The 18,788-nt window shown below is 51.9% G+C and carries 19 protein-coding genes; 5 read left to right on the forward strand and 14 right to left on the reverse strand.

The window, feature by feature from the left end; translation table 11 throughout:
- Positions 1-102 precede the first annotated feature (102 nt).
- On the reverse strand, positions 103-444 hold the full coding sequence (locus tag P0X86_RS31765; protein WP_096775680.1) for a winged helix-turn-helix transcriptional regulator: 342 nt from the start codon (positions 442-444) through the stop codon (positions 103-105).
- A gap of 168 nt (positions 445-612) precedes the next feature.
- Here P0X86_RS31765 and P0X86_RS31770 point away from each other — a divergent pair, with 168 nt between their 5' ends.
- Entirely contained in the window at positions 613-972 is a 360-nt protein-coding gene (locus tag P0X86_RS31770; protein ID WP_277747337.1) for a YybH family protein, read from the forward strand.
- Between the two features lie 85 nt (positions 973-1,057).
- Here the strand turns inward: P0X86_RS31770 and P0X86_RS31775 are convergent, their stop codons facing one another.
- The 5 genes from P0X86_RS31775 to P0X86_RS31795 form a co-directional block, all read right to left on the reverse strand.
- Complete coding sequence (locus P0X86_RS31775) at positions 1,058-2,035, reverse strand: ring-cleaving dioxygenase (protein ID WP_090909696.1); 978 nt, start codon at positions 2,033-2,035, stop codon at positions 1,058-1,060.
- A 208-nt stretch (positions 2,036-2,243) separates the two neighbouring features.
- Complete coding sequence (gene def, locus P0X86_RS31780) at positions 2,244-2,762, reverse strand: peptide deformylase (protein WP_096775678.1); 519 nt, start codon at positions 2,760-2,762, stop codon at positions 2,244-2,246.
- 4 nt (positions 2,763-2,766) lie between these two features.
- Complete coding sequence (locus tag P0X86_RS31785) at positions 2,767-3,009, reverse strand: helix-turn-helix domain-containing protein (RefSeq protein ID WP_036659432.1); 243 nt, start codon at positions 3,007-3,009, stop codon at positions 2,767-2,769.
- Between the two features lie 152 nt (positions 3,010-3,161).
- Positions 3,162-4,106, reverse strand: coding sequence for a DMT family transporter (locus P0X86_RS31790; protein ID WP_176502503.1), 945 nt, complete (start codon positions 4,104-4,106; stop codon positions 3,162-3,164).
- A gap of 276 nt (positions 4,107-4,382) precedes the next feature.
- On the reverse strand, positions 4,383-5,894 hold the full coding sequence (locus P0X86_RS31795; RefSeq protein ID WP_277747338.1) for a copper amine oxidase N-terminal domain-containing protein: 1,512 nt from the start codon (positions 5,892-5,894) through the stop codon (positions 4,383-4,385).
- Between the two features lie 223 nt (positions 5,895-6,117).
- Here P0X86_RS31795 and P0X86_RS31800 point away from each other — a divergent pair, with 223 nt between their 5' ends.
- The 4 genes from P0X86_RS31800 to P0X86_RS31815 all read left to right on the forward strand — a co-directional run bounded on the left by P0X86_RS31800 (position 6,118) and on the right by P0X86_RS31815 (position 10,608).
- A complete protein-coding gene (locus tag P0X86_RS31800) occupies positions 6,118-6,807 on the forward strand; it encodes a response regulator transcription factor (protein ID WP_277747339.1) in 690 nt (229 codons plus the stop codon).
- Positions 6,804-7,808, forward strand: coding sequence for a sensor histidine kinase (locus P0X86_RS31805; RefSeq protein ID WP_277747340.1), 1,005 nt, complete (start codon positions 6,804-6,806; stop codon positions 7,806-7,808). The genes P0X86_RS31800 and P0X86_RS31805 overlap by 4 nt, the downstream gene beginning before the upstream one ends.
- 99 nt (positions 7,809-7,907) lie before the next feature.
- Positions 7,908-8,669: an ABC transporter ATP-binding protein gene (locus P0X86_RS31810; protein WP_009591195.1), complete on the forward strand. Its 762-nt coding sequence runs from the start codon at positions 7,908-7,910 to the stop codon at positions 8,667-8,669.
- Positions 8,659-10,608, forward strand: a complete 1,950-nt coding sequence (locus tag P0X86_RS31815) for an FtsX-like permease family protein (protein ID WP_277747341.1) — start codon at positions 8,659-8,661, stop codon at positions 10,606-10,608. Before P0X86_RS31810 ends, P0X86_RS31815 begins: the two co-directional genes overlap by 11 nt.
- A gap of 80 nt (positions 10,609-10,688) precedes the next feature.
- On the opposite strand, the gene P0X86_RS31820 is transcribed toward P0X86_RS31815, so the two are convergent.
- The 8 genes from P0X86_RS31820 to P0X86_RS31855 form a co-directional block, all read right to left on the reverse strand.
- On the reverse strand, positions 10,689-11,174 hold the full coding sequence (locus P0X86_RS31820; protein WP_277747342.1) for a DinB family protein: 486 nt from the start codon (positions 11,172-11,174) through the stop codon (positions 10,689-10,691).
- Positions 11,175-11,312: 138 nt separating this feature from the next.
- Positions 11,313-11,714 carry a hypothetical protein gene (locus tag P0X86_RS31825; protein ID WP_277747343.1) on the reverse strand — a complete coding sequence of 134 codons (402 nt, stop codon included), beginning with the start codon at positions 11,712-11,714 and terminating at the stop codon, positions 11,313-11,315.
- Between the two features lie 120 nt (positions 11,715-11,834).
- The gene (locus tag P0X86_RS31830) at positions 11,835-13,067 is read right to left on the reverse strand and encodes an MFS transporter (protein WP_277747344.1); all 1,233 of its coding nucleotides are present in this window, start codon (positions 13,065-13,067) and stop codon (positions 11,835-11,837) included.
- Positions 13,060-13,488 carry a MarR family winged helix-turn-helix transcriptional regulator gene (locus P0X86_RS31835; protein ID WP_192570246.1) on the reverse strand — a complete coding sequence of 143 codons (429 nt, stop codon included), beginning with the start codon at positions 13,486-13,488 and terminating at the stop codon, positions 13,060-13,062. The genes P0X86_RS31830 and P0X86_RS31835 overlap by 8 nt, the downstream gene beginning before the upstream one ends.
- A gap of 306 nt (positions 13,489-13,794) precedes the next feature.
- Entirely contained in the window at positions 13,795-15,129 is a 1,335-nt protein-coding gene (locus P0X86_RS31840) for a D-arabinono-1,4-lactone oxidase (protein WP_277747345.1), read from the reverse strand.
- A complete protein-coding gene (locus P0X86_RS31845) occupies positions 15,126-16,313 on the reverse strand; it encodes an amino acid deaminase/aldolase (RefSeq protein WP_277747346.1) in 1,188 nt (395 codons plus the stop codon). Before P0X86_RS31845 ends, P0X86_RS31840 begins: the two co-directional genes overlap by 4 nt.
- Positions 16,314-16,450: 137 nt before the next feature.
- A complete protein-coding gene (locus tag P0X86_RS31850) occupies positions 16,451-17,719 on the reverse strand; it encodes a BclA C-terminal domain-containing protein (protein WP_277747347.1) in 1,269 nt (422 codons plus the stop codon).
- 230 nt (positions 17,720-17,949) lie between these two features.
- Positions 17,950-18,723, reverse strand: coding sequence for an HAD-IIB family hydrolase (locus tag P0X86_RS31855; protein ID WP_277747348.1), 774 nt, complete (start codon positions 18,721-18,723; stop codon positions 17,950-17,952).
- Positions 18,724-18,788 lie beyond the last annotated feature (65 nt).

Genomic DNA, 18,788 nt, shown 5'->3' on the forward strand with positions numbered 1-18,788 from the left:
CATCGTTTTCCCATACAGTATTTGTATTTAAACCAGAATTGATGTACTTAATCGCTGAATGCGTGCTGCATCGGATACTCATCCGATCAAAGCTATCGTTTGTTATTTCCCCTTAGAATCTTGTTGAGATCCGATATACTGCTGGCCCAGAATGACCATCTGCTCCAACACCGCTTCAAACTGTCGGCCAAACATCGTTATCGAATACTCCACCTTGGGAGGCAGCTCATGAAACACCGTCCGCTTCACAATGCCGTTCTCCTCCAACTCCCGTAATTGCAAGGTCAGCACGTGACGTGATACTTCAGGTATTCTCCGGTGTAGCTCACCGAAACGGCGGGTTTCCTGAAACAGCTCATATAGTATTCGAGGCTTCCACTTTCCGCTAATCATGTGCAGGCCGACTTCAGCCGGACACCCAAAACTCTCATCCTGATAGGGCATATTGCTATTCCTCAACTCCCTTGGTCATGAATAGATGACTAGGTCACCATATTCTGCGTACTTACCATGGCTTTCTTTTTCAGATAGGCTATTGATTATCATCTTACAGAAAGAGGAGATACAATGAAACCATCAAATCCTTCAAAACCAGTCCGGAGGCCGGAAGATATGAATGCAGCTTTTGCAGACGCGTATAATAGCGGGGATATCGATCAACTGCTGGCACTGTATGAACCGAACGGCGTTCATGTCCACCGAAACGGAAGCCTGGAAATCGGAACCCATTCCTTCCGCCATACGTTGGAGGAACTGCTGCGGCTCAAAGGCACCATCGTCTCCACCAATGTATACTGTATCCCGTTTGAAAATATCGCTATGCTGCGCGCTCGGTTCACCCTGCAAACGACCGACCCGGATGGCCAACCGCTGGTGCTGCAAGGACATACCTCCGAGATCGTGAGACAACAGCCCGATGGAAGCTGGCTGTACATCGTGGACCATCCATTCGGTTCGGATACTTGGGAATGACCGTAAGATCCGTTATTTCGGTGGCACAAAAAAAGCAATCCGCCCTTGTCATGAACAAGCGGATTGCTTCTTGAGATTCATTGCATCATTCCTTCACGAATTCCTTGGTGCTGCGCACCGTATCGATCGGGCGAACCATGCTCTCGATCTGCTCGCGCTTCGGCTCCAGGAATGGAGGCAGGGACAATTTTTCGCCCAGCGTTTCATACGGCTCATCCCCCATGAAGCCCGGACCGTCGGTGGCAAACTCGAACAGAATTTGCGGCGCGACGCGTGCGTACAGGGACTGGAAGAAATAGCGGTCGACAAAGCCCGACGTATGGAATTGGAAGTCGTCCAGACGCTTGATCCAGTGCTCCAGCACCGAACGGTCCTCTACCCGGAAGGCCGCGTGGTGAACGGTACCGAAGCCCTGCTGGGCCCGTGGGAGCACGGCGTTGTACTCGACAACCACCTGCGCGCCGTTGCCGCCTTCACCAACCTCAAACAGATGAAGCGAGCCTTCCTTGCCGATTTCCTTAAACTGAAGCACCTTCTCCATCACTTCTTTGAAATGATCGAAATTGGACACCCGCACAAAGACCGGGCCAAGTCCTGTAATCGCATGCTCCAAGGGAATCGGCCCCTTCTGCCAAGGCGTTCCCGAAGCCACGCCTTCATTGTTCTCGTCGGAGATGAGTTGATATTGCTGATCGTCGAAATCAACAAAAGCGAGTGTTTTTTTGCCGAATAACTCTTGAATGCCTTGATGCTTCACGTCCATCCGATCAAATCGCTTGACCCAATATTCCAGCGCCGCATCGTTAGGAACACGGAACGAGGTTTTGTAGATCTCGTCCGTACCGTGTCTGCCCTTCGGAATACCCGGGAAGTCGAAGAAGGTCATATCCGTGCCTGCACTGCCCTTGTCATCCGCAAAGAACAGATGGTATGTCTGAATATCGTCCTGGTTAACCGTCTTCTTCACGAGCCGCATGCCCAGCACATAGGTGAAGAACTCGTAGTTCTTCTCGGCACTGCTCGTAATGGCTGTTACGTGGTGAATTCCTTTTAATCCGTTCATAGTTAAACGCCTCCGTCTCTTATATTGTAAAGTGTGTGTCGAATCTGATTCATTTATTATTTCGATTTAAAACATCTTTAATTTAAGATAACAATATCACGGCTTTCCTATTCCGTCAAGCATCAACATTCTCAGCCATAACCAATAAAAAAACAGCCGGACATCAGATCCGGCTGTTCTATTCATTTCGCCCTTGGTCTCTTTGGACCTATGAGCCTGTATTGGATAAACCAATGACGGGCAGCAGCTCGATGCGTCGATGCGTCTCCTCATGATACAACCATCCATCCCGAACATGGTCCACAAACAAAATGCCGTTCAGGTGATCAATCTCATGCTGCATGCATCTGGCCAGGTAATCCTCGCCTTTCAGGATTACCGTCTCGCCTTGCCGGTTCAATGTCTTCACCGTCACTTTGTCGGCTCTCTTCACGTATCCGTAGTAGCCCGGATAGGAGAGGCACGCTTCAGGGCCCATTTGTTCCCCGTTCATCTCCACGATTTCAGGATTAATCAGTTCGATCAGCCCTTCTCCGCAGTCCATGACAATAAGCCTTCGCAAAATGCCGATTTGCGGTGCTGCAAGGCCGGCGCGCCCATCGCTGTCGTACAGCGTCTCGACCATATCATCCAGTATCTTTAATACTCTGGCATTCACGGAATCGACCGGCCGGGCCACCTTGCGCAGGATGGGATCGCCGAATGGCACAATAGGTTTTACCGTCATTCACTTAAGCCCCCTTAGTTTTGGAAGGAGGTGTATGCACCCATAAGTCACTTGGAGTACACTCTAAGGTTGTGCAAAGGGCATCTAACGTCTCTGCCTTCATCTGCCTGGGCTGGTTCGTCAGCAATGCGCTAATGGAAGCAGCCGACAGGCTGTAATCCGCCTTCTCTTTCATCAGCCGCGCCAAAGCCGCTCCCGACCATATCCCTCTCTCTGCCATCACGTTACGTAACATCCATTCGAGCAAAGGGTCACCCTCCCGTTCATCAAAATATTAGCTTACACCTAATTTTATTAGGTATTGCCTAATATCTCAAGCCCATTTCTTTGGGGTTTGACAACAGTGGTGCTCTAGAGGTCCTGATGATCCTTCGCTTACACTTATTCGGAAGAGATATTTTAAGCAGGCTTGGATTCGTTCCGGGCCAGCTGTTTCTTAGCGTTCCCGGCTCTGCCTGCGAGGCTGGTCCCGATCACGCCGACAATGACGAGCGCTGCTCCGATGACATGATAGTAAGCCAGCTTTTCATTCAAGAAGGCGACGCCTCCAAAAATCGTGACCACGGTAGCCAGATTGTTAAAGATGCCCATCCGGGACGCCTCGATCTGGGACAAAGCATAGTTGGACAGGAGCGATGTTCCCAGGGAGGACAAGACGCCGAGATAAAGAACCGCCCACACGAAGGATGAGTGCATAAACGGGTCAAAATAATGGACGAGCGTCCCTTGCGCCGCATGCTGAGCGACCGACATCAGGTTAAACAGCACGAATCCGATCATCGACATGATGAAGGTGATATCCAGTACCGACTGCTTCTGCGTCATCCTGCGGGCCATCACGCTGTAAACGGCATTGGATAGCGCAGAGAGCAGAATCAGCACAATTCCGAGCGTGCTCGATTGCTCGAAGGACACGCCTTTCAACACAAAGATAGAGATGATTCCCGTTACCGACAACACCGTAAACAGCTTTTGTGCCCAGCTGGAGCGCTCCTTCAAGAACAGCGACGCCAAGATCAGCGTAAAGATCGGTACGGTAGCGTGGATAATTCCGGCCTCGGCCGAACTGGTATAGACTAACCCGAAGGTTTGCAGCGTAAAGAACAGGAACGGATAGAATATGGCCAGCGGCACGATGGTCAGAAGCCGTTTCAGATCCATCGGGACCTTTCTGCGGGCGATGAGGAGCCCCAGCGATGCGGCTAAGAACGAAATGGTAAACCGATGCGCCAGCGTATCCAGCGGGTTAGCATGGACCAGCGCCAGCTTTACGAACATAAACGAAAAACCAATGATGGCCGTATATCCCAAAGCGGCGGCATAGGCACGGCTTGTATGCGGTATATTCATGATTGTGTATCTCCTTCATCTTCTCTTTTTTATGTCTAACCTAGAGGGCCGGTGCATTTGTTACTTATCTTACGGCAGGAAAGACTTCGTTACGATTTGAAATAACGCTAACTGTACCGGTACAGTTAGCGCGATGAAGGAGGGTAACAACAAAAAGGCTGTTTCCCGTCATCCGGGGATGACGGGAAACAGCCCCGTTATATATACTTCAACTTGCATTCTTTCATAACAGGCACCGGCGTTGCCGACCCGTTATCGATATAAAAACCGTTAATCGCGTTCGACCGAAATCCAGCCATCGCCCTCGAGATGAAGCGTTGCGCCGAGCGCTTCGGCCATAAACCGGAGCGGAACGTAGGTAGATCCGTTGCTATGAACGAATGGCGCTTCCGGCAGCGTCACGCTTTTACCGCCAACGCTGGCTTTTTTGGAGCCTACGGTCACCACGATTTCTTCTCCCGTCAAATCATTGATGACTATAATTTTATTCGAGCCTTTGGTCCACTTCACTTCGGCATCCAGCTGATCTGCCAGGTAACGGAGCGGAACGAAGCTCTGATGGTTCTTCTTGATGGCGCCGTATCCAAAATCCTCGTTCGAGATATTCAAATACATCGACTTTTGGGTGATCTTCAGATCATCCTTCAACACGTTGTAGATGAGGGAATCCTTCTCGAAGTTCCGCAGCACTTGACCCGGCGTCACGGATTCATTCAGGACGTCCAGCACGCCTTTGGACGTGTCGACCTTATCGGCTTTCACTGCGCCGCCGATATTCCAGACCTCACCTTCGGAATACACCTTGAAGGACTTTAATGGCAGGTCCTCGGATGCCGGAAGCGCGACGGTCAGCTCCAGCGCATTCTTGCGCGTATTCAGCTGCTCGTCGAAGTAATAGTCCAGTTTGAGGATCGTATCCTTGCCGAAGACGGTTTCGGATCCCGGAAGCTCCTCCAATAACTGCTCCTTCTGTTCATCGTAGTTCTCCGTAAATTCGGTCAGTGCGCCATGCACCATCTCGTAGAGCGACGCGACGACCTCTTCCTTGGATTCCTGCGGCAGGAGTTCAACGTCTTCGCCGTATGCCTCGCCGATGCTGGTTATCATCGGATAAATGGCGTCATAACCATCACCGATTACCTGCTTCAAGCCGGCTTCGTCTTTAAGCAGGCTTTCGGCGAAAGGCTTAACCATGTTCAAAATCTCTTCGCCCGTAAGCTCCATCTGAAGATGCGTCAGGTTCAAGCTCTCTCCGTTCACCTTCTCCTGGACCGGCTTCACCGAAACTTTGGACGGGTTCGGGAAATGCTTCAGCACAAGTCCTGCCGCCTTCTTCACGACATCTTGAATCGCCTGCTCATACTGGCTGGTGTCCGGCATTCCCGGAACGGTTGTATCCATCGACAGATAGATCGGCTGCTTGGCGCCGTCCAATTGAATCGCCATTCCCTTGGCATCCATGGACAGATGAAGCGGAATCTTCTTGTCCGAATAATGAACGCTGCCTTGAATGGACACCGTATTGCTATCCTCCACGATGGCATGGTCGATATTCAAGGATAAGGAATTAATAAGATCAATCGCTTCTTTATCTTCAGACGATAGGGCCTTGTCCGCAGGCACCACCTCGAATCGAATACTTGCGCTGGATTCGCTGGATTTCACATCAAGACTGGTCAGCATCGCCTTGTTGATATCCAGTCCCCCGACGGCCTGACATCCTGTCATAACGACCAACACGGCTGCAATGAGTAAGGTCAACCATTTGAACTTCTTATACATTTTGATATTCGTCCCCTCCCAGGTCATAGGCTCATTTCTATTATGGGAAGGTAGGAAATGTTTGTAAATAGGTATTTAAGCCTCGTCATGTATGCACATGGGAAGGCGCCTCAAGATAGCATATATCGACTTTTTGCTATACACTGGGGAATGAAAATCATGACGGAACAGCGCACATTCATGAAGTGCGGTTTGAACAACCTTTTAAAGCGTGGTGAATCTCTTGTTTAAAATTATGCTGATCGAAGACGACGTGACCCTGTTCCATGAAGTGCAGGAGCGTCTCTCGCAATGGTCGTATGACGTTTATGGCGTCCGCGATTTCAGCGCCGTACTCCAGGAGTTCACGGCGATTCAGCCCGACCTGGTCATTATCGATATCCAGCTGCCGAAATTTGACGGGTTCCATTGGTGCCGAATGATTCGTTCCCACTCCAACGTCCCGATTATATTCCTGTCCTCCCGGGATCATCCCACCGATATGGTGATGTCGATGCAGCTGGGCGCCGACGATTTCATTCAGAAGCCGTTCCACTTCGATGTCCTGATTGCCAAAATCCAGGCCACCCTGCGCCGGGTATACAATTACAACACCGAGCGGACCGAGCTGAGAACCTGGCGCGGAGCCACCGTCGAATTCGGCAAAAATACGATAAGCAGCCCTCAGGGCACCGCTGAACTGACAAAGAATGAAATGTTCATTCTGAAGATCCTCATGGAGCGGAAGAACCAGATCGTCAGCCGGGAGGACCTGATCAAGAGCCTTTGGGAAAACGAGCATTTTGTCAGCGATAATACGTTAACGGTCAACGTGAATCGTCTTCGCAAGAAGCTGGAACCCTTGGGACTTGACCCTTACATCGAAACCAAGGTGGGACAAGGTTACATCGCCACGGAAGAGGCCCACGCATGATGATGGCCTATATCCGGGAACGGCTAAGCTGGATTCTGTTATTCGTGTTCTTGCAGGTGATGCTTCTGTTTATAGCCGCGGTGGACGCCCAAATCCCGTTCCTGCCCATCCTCTATATCGTGTTTCTGTCGACGCTGTTCTTCCTGGTGTTTCTGTTCGTCAGATACAACCGGGAAACCAAGTTCTACAAAAGTCTCCAGGCATGGGACGACACCTACGACTTAGCCGCCATCAGCGAGCCGGAGCACCCCTTTGAGGCGATTGCCATGGACATGCTCTCCCTGCAGACCGAGCGTTTCAAGAAGGAATCCTCCATGCGCCTGATGGAGATGCAAGGGGAGAAGGACGAGCTGTTATCCTGGATTCATGAAGTGAAGACGCCGCTCACCACGATGCAATTGATGATCGAACGCATGGAAGACGAAACGTTGAAAGCGCAGCTCCAGTATGAATGGCTCCGCATTCACCTGCTGCTTGACCAGCAGCTGCACCAGAAGCGCATCCCTTTTATTCAGAACGATCTTCTGATCGAGGTGTCCGCCCTCGAGCCGATCATCTTTCAGGAGATCCGCGGGCTCAAAACCTGGTGCATGCAAAAGGGCATCGGCTTTGACGTTTCCCTGCAGGCAGCGGAAGTGCTGAGCGACGCCAAATGGCTGGGCTTTATCATCCGCCAGCTGTTGACCAACGCGGTCAAATACAGCTCCGCTTCGGACATTAGCATCGAGAGCGATGTCGTGGCCGACCATGTCAGACTCATCATTCGGGATGCCGGACGCGGCATTGATCCGAAGGACATGCCCCGGATTTTCGATAAAGGCTTCACGTCCACCACCTCGCATCAGGATAGTGCCGCAACCGGCATGGGGCTCTATCTGACGAAAAAAGTAGCCGAGGCCTTGATGATCCGGATCCAGGTAGAATCAAAGCCGGGCATCGGCACAACCTTTACCTTGATCTTTCCGAAACGGAATGATTTCGTAAGCATTACCGGCATGTGACAACAATGTCACATGCTTTTGCTCTTTGTTCGGCGAATCGAAGGAAAAGGGCCCTCGACTCCTTTATGATAAGGACAGATAACAAAGGAGTGAGTGAAATTGGCAATTCTTGAAGCAAACCAAATTCATAAAAGCTACGGCAACAAATTCAATAAACAGGAAGTGCTGAAGGGCATCGACATCCGCGTGGACAAAGGCGAGTTCGTCAGCATCATGGGCGCTTCGGGCTCCGGGAAAACCACGCTGTTGAACGTGCTCTCCTCGATCGACAAAGTGAGCCTCGGCAGCATCAAAATCGAGGGCAAAGAGTTTACGGGCCTCAAGGAGAAGGAGCTGGCCGAGTTCCGCAAGCATCACCTCGGGTTTATTTTCCAAGAGTATAACCTGCTGGATACGCTGACCGTCAAAGAAAACGTCCTGCTGCCGCTCTCCATTAAGAAGGTATCCAAAAAAGAAGCCGATCAGAAATTCCAAAGAATCGCGACCGAGCTTGGCATCTACGAACTCAAGGATAAATATCCGAACCAAATCTCCGGGGGACAGAAGCAGCGGACCTCCGCGGCCCGCGCGTTCATCCACGATCCGAGCATTATTTTTGCCGATGAGCCGACGGGAGCGCTGGACTCGAAGTCCGCATCCGATCTGTTGAACAAGCTGAGCGAATTAAATCAGAAGATCGACTCCACGATCATCATGGTTACCCATGACCCCGTAGCGGCCAGCTATTGCACCCGGGTAGTCTTCATTAAGGACGGACAGATCTACACCCAGCTGAACAAGGGTGAGCAATCCCGGCAGGCCTTCTTCAACGACATCATCAAGACTCAAGGCGTGCTAGGCGGTGTTCAGAATGAACATTAATTATCTGATCTACCGGAATTTGAAGAAGAATATCAAGAACTATTATCTGTATGTATTTGCGCTGATCTTCAGCGTGGGTCTGTACTTCGCGTTTGTCACGCTGCAATATGATCCCGCAATGGATGAAGCGAAAGGCTCCATTAAGGGAGCGGCTGCGCTTGGAGCCGCCTCCGTGCTGCTCGTGGCCATCGTGGCGATCTTCCTGCTGTATGCCAACACGATTTTCATCAAACGGCGCAGCAAGGAAATCGGACTGTTTCAGCTCATCGGACTGACCAAGGGCAAGATCTTCCGGATCCTCAGTGCGGAGAACCTGATTCTGTACTTCGGCTCCATGGTCATCGGCATCTTTGCCGGCTTCGCGGCTTCGCGCTTAATTCTGATGATCCTGTTCAAGGTGACCGGCGTAGACACCGAAGCAGCCCTCTCCTTCTCGACCGAGGCGCTCATCCAGACCGTGATTGTGTTTGCCGTCATCTATGTGCTGATCATGATCATGAATTATACGTTCATCAAAAGGCAGAGCATTCTATCCCTCTTCCGCGCGGTATCGACGACCGAGAACCAAATCAAGAAAATGTCCTTCGCCGAAATGCTGTTCGGCCTGCTCGGGATCGGACTCATACTTCTTGGCTACTATGTGTCGACCAAGCTGTTCAGCGGAGATTTCACCACCATGAACGAGCTGTTCATGGCCATGATCCTGATCCTGGGGGCGGTGATCATCGGGACTTATCTGTTCTATAAAGGGTCGGTCAGCTTTATATTCAACGCGATCCGGAAGAGCAAGGGCGGTTACTTGTCCCTGAATAATGTGCTGTCCCTGTCCTCCATCATGTTCCGCATGAAATCGAACGCGCTGCTGTTAACGATCATCACGACCGTGTCCGCACTCGCGATCGGACTGCTGTCTCTTAGTTATATTTCGTACTATTCCGCCGAGAAATCGGCCGAGCAGAGCGTGCCCAATCATTTTGCGGTAGCGGATCAGAAGGATCTTTCCGCATTTGTCCAGGCACTTACAGATGAAGATATCGAATTTAAGAAGACCGAACGGGACGTAATCCAGGTGAATGCGGACCTATCCGATATTATCGGGGCCAGCCTGGAGGTATCTGGGCAAGTGGACTCCAGTTCCATGATCATCCCGGTAATCAGTGATGCCAGCGTGAAGGGCAAGGATGTTTCCCCCGGTGAGACGCTGTTCACGGGATACAGTGACGCGATCCAGCAATTCATGGCGATTCAGACCACAGGGGAAATTGAGCTCATAAGCCCTAAACAAAGCTTTAAGCAGAAGCTGATCGGTTTGGACAAGGAAGCCTACGTATCCTATTATTATGCAAGCGGCGGGCTGCCGACGGCGATTGTGGACCAGACCGTATTCGATCAGCTGGTTCAGGATCTGGATCCGAAGATCCAGAAGAAAACCAATGTCTATCACGGCATCGATATCGTGGATCCGATCGCCATGGATCAGGCGAATCAAATTTTTAAAGATCTCGGCATTAGCGAGCGAACAGGGAACCTCTCTCAGGCGGAAATGATCTTCAATCAGAAGAGCAATATGGGCTTGATGATGTTTATTGTGGGATTCCTGGGACTCACCTTCCTGATTACTTCAGGATGTATCCTGTACTTTAAGCAGATGGACGAAGGCGAAGAGGAGAAGCCGAATTACACGATCCTTCGAAAACTGGGATTCACTCAAGGGAACCTGCTTGCGGGGATTCAGATCAAGCAGCTGTTCAACTTCGGCATACCGCTGGTCGTCGGCTTGTCCCACAGTTACTTTGCCGTGAAATCCGGCTGGTTCTTCTTCGGAACCGAGCTGTGGCTGCCGATGGTTATGGTAATGCTCCTGTATACGGCGCTGTACTCCATATTCGGTTTGTTGTCGGTCATGTTCTATAAACGGGTAATTAAAGAAGCGTTGTAAACGAGGTGCATGGTTGGGCCCAGGGATGATTCGGGTACCATCCATGCATTTTTTCGTGCGCAGGCGTGAAAAAAACGCGGTTACCATTCCAACGGGCTGCAGTTCTTCTGCAGCTTCCGGATATACACGATTTGACCGATATGATAAGCATTGTGCGTGGCCGCATTACTCACCAATTCCCACCACTTGGCCGGTACTGGGAATCCGTTCACTTCCTGCTCAAGCTTGGCCGCCGACAACAGCTCCTGCCATTGAAGCAAAACCTCAAGCAGCCGGTCCCTTAACTCGGCAAAAGTCGCGTTATCCGGAATCATGAAGCTATTATGGTTGTCTCCAATCGAAGGTATGGCATCGACTTGCGATTCGCGGTACCGCGTCTGCCACGTTTCGTTCCAATACAGCAGATGCTGTATGATCTCCGCAATGCTGTGGCTGCCATTGGCCGGCGTCCAGAACGCTTCATCCTCCGTCAAATCATCCACGGATTGCTGGAACGGGACGTGCCAGCTGGGATCGTTCGCGTTCGCTAACAGCTGATTCAATAGAACATCATTTGCATGCGCCATGGGTCATTCACTCCTTCATGCGCCCGGTAATGGGCAGCATCACAAATCATGACTAATTTTACTATAGGATGAAGCCCTGTGATTCGCAAAAAATGATTAAAATCATTCTTTCTCGGCTCGCCACGTCTGGAATAACTACTACCTCACATGGAACAAATCCAAATAATACTGCGCCGTTGGCGTATCGTTCTTGAAACGCAGCTCGATCTTCTCCCCGCTTCCCTTGCATAGGCCCACCGTAATCTCAAAATAGCTTGCCCCGTGCACCGCATCAACCGGACTGGCCTGTTGGTTATCCTCTTTCATCGTCGTCCGCTCGTTAATCGATAGAATCCGTTCGCAGCCAAAGACAGGATACGTCTCCTTATATATGTCTTGAAGGGACGACCGGATAACCGGATATAGCTGCTGCAGCATGGCCTTCTCAAGCTGCTGCTCTCTAGGCTTGTCCTGTGGCCCTGCATAAGCTGTGCTGCTTCCCGGGCTTGATAGAATCAATCCGCCTGAGAGCAGCAGGCAGATGAAGAATCGTGGCTTCATACGCGTTCACCTTTTTCGTTTTTTCTATTTAGAGTCTCCTTTTCGATCCTATTTAATCCGATTGCAGCCTCGTACCTGCCTATACAAAAAAAGACTGCCCAAAGGCAGTCTTTCATGGGTTTAAATCGTTGATGAATGCACGACCGCATGTCCGTCGTTCCCGTCGTTTTCCTTTTTCCCAACCAGGATATGATAGAGGACGATTCCCGCGGCTAGCAGGACCGCCATCGCGATATACATGCCCCGGAAACCGACAAGCGGCGTCAGGAAGCCGAGTATAAAGGGGCCAAACCCGATGCCCACGTCCACGAAAATATAAAAGGTCGATGTCGCAAGCCCGATCCGGTGCGCCGGCGAACGCTTAATGGCCAGGGCCTGAGCACTGGACTGCGTCGTGCCGTAGCCCAGACCGACGAATACGGCCGAGAGCAGCAAGGTCAGGCCCTGATGGGCTTGGCTGAGCAGAACCATCCCGATCGCAAACGATAGAATGGCCGGGTACATCACCACATTGGCCCCTCTCTGGTCAAACCAGCGACCCGTGAACGGTCTCGACAGAATGACCACAATCGCATAGACAATAAAGAAATAACTCGCCACTTGGGCCAGACTGATCTGCCCGGCAAAAATCATCAGGTACGTTAAAATGCTGGAATACCCGAACCCCATGACAAAGCTGACCAGCGAAATCGGCACCGCCTTCGGCTCAATAAAGTTGGATAGCTTCAACCCTTGCAGATCCTTCTTCTGCTCCGCGGTCAGTTTCAGTTTAGGTATGTTCATAAAGAAAGCCGACAGCAGCGAAAGCACCCCTAGCGCGGCGCACAGCGTAAAGTTAGCCATCATCGAAGCATGCTCGTTAATCATCAGACCGATAAAAGGGCCAATTGCCGAAGCGATAATAATGCTCACGCCATAGTACCCTGTACCCTCGCCTCTTCTCGAATTCGGAATCAGGCTGGCCGCAATCGTGCCTGTTGCCGTTGAGGCAAGGGCGAAGGCGATACCGTGAAAGAAACGAACAACGAGCAGCACGCTCAAGCTGTTTACGACGAAGTACAAACCGATGAGAACGCTGAAGGCGATCAGACCGGTAAACAGCAGTTTTTTGCGGCCGACCCGCTCGATGATGCTGCCTCCGACCAACCGTCCAATCAATGCGCCGACGACAAAAATGCTGGAAGCCAGGCCAGCCATTCCCGTCGATGCGTGAAACTCATTCTTTGCATATGAGGACATGATCACCACTAATAAGTAAAAACATAAAAAGAGCAGGAAATTGACGCCGAACACAATCAAAAAGTCCTTGCTCCACAATCGTTCTCGCGAGTCTGCTTGCTCCAAGTTAATCACCTTTTCTAATAATGTTGTCCCTGACCGTCTCCATCACGCGGATGACGGCCCTTTGATCCTCTTCAGAAACGCCTTCCATAATCTCCTGTTCATATTGGTCAAATATCTTGCGAATTTGCAGGAAGACGTCAGCTCCGGCCTTGGATAGCTGAATGCGCTTCTCCCGTTTATCCCGCACCGGGATTTGCTCCACATAGTCCAGCTTGATCAGCGCGTTGACGGTTCGGGTGACGGTGGGCTTCTCCACGTACAGCATTCTGGACAGCTCCACCAAAGTCATCGACTGATAAAAATCCAGATAGTACATGATGGACCACTGGGCATAATACAGGTTGTAGTCTTCGAGCTTACGATTAAGCTCATTGACGAAAGGGCGATACAACGTAAAGTATTTATGAAAAAAGTGTCTGTGGGCGTCCATTCGAGACCTCCGTTCAAATTAGTTACCTTGGGTAACTATTTATTGATTATAAAGAAGATCCTTCTGCTTGTCCATCCGGAATGATTTCCAAATCCAAGTTCGAACTGATGCGGACGGCATACCGACGCTTATTCTCCCTGTTTAGGAATGGCTCTATTCACGTTTCTGCCGCTTATTACAAGTAGCGGTGGACAAAAAAAATCGCCCTGGGGCGATGGAAGGTGGTGCTGCCATCTCAAGGGCGATTCGAACCAGGTATGCGATCTATGCGGCAATTTCAATTGGGTATCAAATCTGTTGTGAATTCTATCCAATATCACTGAACGAATCGGAAATCGGCCCGGATACATCAAGCAGTCTGCCCGTATAATCGCTCAGCAGGATACCGTCCTGGTCCAGCTCTTGCCGAACCGCGCGGAATGCTTCCCACATGGGATACAACTCCTTCAATTGAGCAGCTTCGAGATGATGCATTTTTCCCCAATGCGGCCTGCCGCCGTACCGCAGGAAGATGTGCTCCATCGCACTGAAGTAATCTTCATGCGGCATGCCTTTGTACATATGGATCGCAATATAGGCGGAATCCCGGTCGTAGGCGGGGCTTAACCAAATATCATCGCCCTTGGCATAACGGCATTCTACGGGGAAATGCACATGGTACTTGTTTCGCGACATTTCTTCACGCATCTCTGCAATGACCGCATTCATCGACTCCGCGGGAATGTTATACTCCATTTCGTTGAAACGAACGAGCCGCCGGGTCGCGAATAACCGGTGGCTGTAATTCACTTTGCGACCCAGCGGAACCTGCGACGCCGAGAGACGGCTCACATGCGGGCTTGCTTTGGGCAGCTTGCGGCACAGCTCCGAGATCAGACCAAAGAAGGTGTTCTCCACCAACACGTCGCTGATATAATCCTTGATCCGATGCTCCCTCACCTCTTGGTCCGTCTTGTTCATCAGCTTGATCTGGCACGGCTCTGCGTAAGGGAACCAATAAAACTCGAAATGACGGTTCTCCTCCGCCAATCGCGCCTGCTGTTTCAAGCATTCGCCGAGCGGTATTCTCCGGCTTTCATATTCGATTTTGTAAGCCGGCTCAAGCCTCAACGTCACTTGCACGATAATGCCGAGCGCACCTAAGGATACCTGCAGCGCCTTGAACCAATCGGGGTGCGACTCCCCGCTGCACTCCAGCACCTCGCCCGTACCGGTGACCACCGTCATTCCGACAACCTGCGTGGATATATTCCCGAAGGCCCGGCCCGTACCATGCGTCCCTGTACTAATGGCGCCGGCAATGGACTGAACATCAATATCCCCCAGGTTCTCCTGTGCCAGCCCCTGCCGAAACAACAGCTCGCCCAACAGCTTCAGCTTCGTCCCTGCCCACACGGTGGCGGTTCGGGCTTCGGCGTCGACATGGACCAGGCCCTGCATCCTGTCCAAGGAGATCAGGCAGTCCTCGGATGCCGCAATGGGGGTAAAAGAGTGCCCTGAACCGACCACTCGCAGCCGCCTGCCCTCCTGCCGGCACATCCGGACCGCTTTTTCGACTTCCGCTATGGAGGCAGGATACAACACCGTTCTTGGATTGGCTCGTACCGATCCCGACCAATTCGACCACTGGACCTGCTTCATAGAAAACACTCCCCCATTCCGCGATAGGTTGCATATTCGCCTACGATACGGCCTTGCGAGACCGCATACAGCACCTTGAACCGTTCGCACAGCTCGCCGGCCTTCGCATGGCGGAAGAACACCGGGTCTCCCAGGCCAAGCTCCACATGGGCAGGCAGACGCAGCGGCGTCTGCACTTCCCCGGCCCCTTCAAGCGGGAACAGCTTCAATCCCGAAGGCAAGTAAGGCTTCGCCAGCTTATCCTTGTCTGCCGTACCCGATGCCGTGTAGCCTCCTCCCATGCAGGTCACGATCCCTGCCTTCGGGATGCGAACCACCTCTACGGCATAGGCCGCGGCCGGCTTATAACGGAACGAGGCATAATGATCGAACAGACCCGGCGCATAGAAGCCTGAGCCGGCCGTAATTTCGGTTACCCAAGCTTCCTCCCGGGAGCTGTCCAAACTTCCGGTTCCCCCTGCATTCACGAAGCGGAGCCGAAGGTCCATGGCGGCAAGCCGCTCCACGGCTTCTTTCCTCCGCTTGGCCGCTTCAACGATGGAGCGGCTTTTCAGCCACCGGACCATGGTATTCTTCATATGCTTACCGTTTGCGTTATCCCCAACGCCTGCTACCTGCGCCTCGTACCCCATGATGCCGTCCAGGTGGAGCCATGGAGAGCGGATAATCTGCTCCACTATCGGGTACATGCCCTCCCACGAATGGACGGGCGATCGCCATACACCGAAGCGCAGACCTGGATATTGGACCGACATATCCACATCGATGCATAGTGGAATCACGGTCCGCTGTTGTTTGGCGAACTGTTTGATGTGCTCGACATGCTCCACGCTGTCCACCATGAAGGTAATGCTGCGACCTTCGCCGACCAGATTCACGATGGAGCGAATGGCCTCCGGCTGCCACTGCGGATATCCCAGCAGCAGATCGTCAAAGCCCTGTTCCGCCAGAAATACGGCCTCCGCTGCCGTATAACACATAATTCCTTGAAAGATCGGGTTCGAATGAAGGATACGGTTCAACACGTCCACGGAGCGGATGGACTTGCTGGCCAGCCGCACTTTCTTACCCCCAGCCGCTTGTGCAATTGCTTCGGCATTGTCGTCCAGCATGTCCAGATCCACCAAAGCGAACGGCTTCGGAATCTCCGCGAAAATCTCTTTATAATACTCGTATGTCGACACCCCTACATCAACACCTTCCCGTTTCCCTCACGCCTATGCCACATGATATTCTCGAAGGTGCCGGATTATCCTTCTGACATACAACCATCCACTCAAATAAAAATAGAGCCCAGCCTACAGTTGGCTGGACCCGATTTTTAATCGGCTAATTTGATGATCGTTAAGGAAGCGCCGTTGCCTTGTGCAAGGGTAGCAGCACCTATAACACCATACAATTGAAGATTAAGCGCATCGCCTGCAATCAATTGTTCTATAAATTGGGCGTGAAAATGCGACTTTGACTTAATTGGAACTTCGTCACTCTGCATAATTGGGATACCATTTCGAGTAATCCTTGAGCCCATAAGCAAATCTGACGTTAAATTAATCGTGTAAGAAATATAGTAAGTCCCTGTTTCATGAACCGTAAAAGACGATGAAGCTCCACTTATTGCGATTCCTGCCACTCTCGGATTGTCTGGCAGCGCAACAGGGGTTCCGCCAAGAATCACTGCCATAACGCTCCCCGACGTATTCCCTGCATATGCATAAGTTCCTGTAGAACTCCCTCCCGCAGGTCCAACAGGCCCCGCTGGACCTGTGGGACCTTGGGGTCCCGGAACTCCTTGTATCCCTTGCGGACCTTGCGGTCCTACCGGGCCGAGGTCGCCCTTATCGCCCTGGATTCCCTGAGGTCCAGGATCGCCTTGATCCCCCTTTTCACCCTGCGGACCTGCCGGGCCTTGTTCGCCTTGATCCCCCTTATCGCCTTTCGGACCCGGGGCTCCCGCGGGGCCTGGATCGCCCTTAGGCCCGGCTGGGCCAGCTGGGCCTTGGGAGCCCGAAGATCCTGAAGACCCGGACGGACCTTGGGGCCCTTGAGGCCCCTGTGGACCCTGCGGGCCCATTTCGCCAGGGTCGCCTTTTGGACCCTGCGGGCCTGCCGGACCCGGCTGCCCCTGCTCCTGAGTTCGCCCGCCACTGCCATACGCAATGCTAACCAGCTGCTTTTGTTGGTTCCACTGCACCTTAGCCCCAAACACTTCCGCCAAAAAACGAAGCGGAACCATCACCCTGTTATCCAACAGTCTGGCAGGCTGGTCCAGCTTCACTTTTGTGACGATAGTGTCGTTTCTCACCGTAGCCACATCACTGCCCAGAACCAGCTCGGCAGAGACATCGCCTCGAACGGCTGTGATCTTCTTGGCAGAAGCATCCCACCGAATGGACAGGCCCAATATTTCGGTTACATGCTTAATGGGCACCAGCACTTTGCCTTTAACCATAACCGGGGCAACATCCACAGGCTTGGTTATCCCGTTGACTTGCATCGTGATGCCTGCCGCTTGCGTGACGGGTGCGATCGCTAAACTCAAGGTGAGCAACATTGCTGCCGCAAAATACAGCCGTTTTTTCTTCAACACCATTACCTCCTTATCGATCATGGAATAATTAATTTATCGGTCGAACCTACTCGCGAGTTAATATAAATAATTACACGAGAATCATGGATTTCCTGTGTACGATCGCGGAATATTAAACATTTTTTGTTAATTCCGGCCTAAACAAAAAAGGATGAGGAATGCCCCCACCCTAAGTAAATTTATTTTCCATATCCTGTTTGGAGGGCATTTGGTCATCTGCTTGGATAACGGACCTACACACTCACCGCGGCATATAACCGCCCGAGCGTCGTCAGACGTTCCGCAATCGCGAACTCGATCTGCTCATCCAACGGCAATTGTTCCGAGGCATATGGTGCGAGCTGCGGATGCTCGCCGATCATCACCGCGTGCAGCGCATGCCGGAACATCGAGATATCGTTGGCATCGTTGCCGAAGGCAATATACTCTCTCTCCTTTACACCCAACTGCTGGAGCCCGCTCCATTTATGGATCCCCTTCGGGCTGATATCCAGCACCGCTTCCCCTCCGTGCACGTGAACGACCACATCCAGTTGTCTCAGCCGCTCCTCCAGCTCCGCCGTATGATCCGAGGTTAGCATCAATATTTTTACAATGGATTCGAGTTCCTGCAGCGCCACATTTCTGGCCAGCTTGTGCGGGTCCAGGTGAAGCAGAATCGGATGATCCGCAGGACCCGTATAGGCATAGTCCCACTCCCCATCGATCAGGTAGCTCGCGTTATACGTTGTTAACAGCTGAAGGAGAACCGGTAGCACCTCGCTGTCAAAACCGACCGTGGAGATCCGCTCTCCCCCTGCCGCCACCATCGAGCCGTTCCCCCCGATCATCGGGTAGTGATGAACACGCTCATGAAGGACGGGAAGCAAATCGCGAATCGGCCGGGCGGAAGCAAAAACAACCTCATGCCCCTGTGCTACCAGCTCCTCCAATGCCTTCAACAACGCGTCCGAAACCGGCTGACCTTGAAAACAGATCGTTCCGTCCAGATCGAATACGAATTTCATGCCAAATTTCCTCCTGTATCTTCTCATTGCTCTTATCATAGCAGTTGGTCGTATAATGAGAAGGA

This window comes from Paenibacillus sp. BR1-192, assembly GCF_029542445.1.
In the GTDB taxonomy this organism is placed as follows: domain Bacteria; phylum Bacillota; class Bacilli; order Paenibacillales; family Paenibacillaceae; genus Paenibacillus_AQ; species Paenibacillus_AQ lautus_A.

Coding starts and splice junctions, on each gene's coding strand:
- P0X86_RS31765 (WP_096775680.1), bottom strand. CDS start 444: ATGCCCTATCAGGATGAGAGTTTTGGGTGTCCGGCTGAAGTCGGCCTG.
- P0X86_RS31770 (WP_277747337.1), top strand. CDS start 613: ATGAATGCAGCTTTTGCAGACGCGTATAATAGCGGGGATATCGATCAA.
- P0X86_RS31775 (WP_090909696.1), bottom strand. CDS start 2,035: ATGAACGGATTAAAAGGAATTCACCACGTAACAGCCATTACGAGCAGT.
- def (WP_096775678.1), bottom strand. CDS start 2,762: ATGACGGTAAAACCTATTGTGCCATTCGGCGATCCCATCCTGCGCAAG.
- P0X86_RS31795 (WP_277747338.1), bottom strand. CDS start 5,894: ATGTATAAGAAGTTCAAATGGTTGACCTTACTCATTGCAGCCGTGTTG.
- P0X86_RS31805 (WP_277747340.1), top strand. CDS start 6,804: ATGATGATGGCCTATATCCGGGAACGGCTAAGCTGGATTCTGTTATTC.
- P0X86_RS31815 (WP_277747341.1), top strand. CDS start 8,659: ATGAACATTAATTATCTGATCTACCGGAATTTGAAGAAGAATATCAAG.
- P0X86_RS31820 (WP_277747342.1), bottom strand. CDS start 11,174: ATGGCGCATGCAAATGATGTTCTATTGAATCAGCTGTTAGCGAACGCG.
- P0X86_RS31825 (WP_277747343.1), bottom strand. CDS start 11,714: ATGAAGCCACGATTCTTCATCTGCCTGCTGCTCTCAGGCGGATTGATT.
- P0X86_RS31835 (WP_192570246.1), bottom strand. CDS start 13,488: ATGGACGCCCACAGACACTTTTTTCATAAATACTTTACGTTGTATCGC.
- P0X86_RS31840 (WP_277747345.1), bottom strand. CDS start 15,129: ATGAAGCAGGTCCAGTGGTCGAATTGGTCGGGATCGGTACGAGCCAAT.
- P0X86_RS31850 (WP_277747347.1), bottom strand. CDS start 17,719: ATGGTGTTGAAGAAAAAACGGCTGTATTTTGCGGCAGCAATGTTGCTC.
- P0X86_RS31855 (WP_277747348.1), bottom strand. CDS start 18,723: ATGAAATTCGTATTCGATCTGGACGGAACGATCTGTTTTCAAGGTCAG.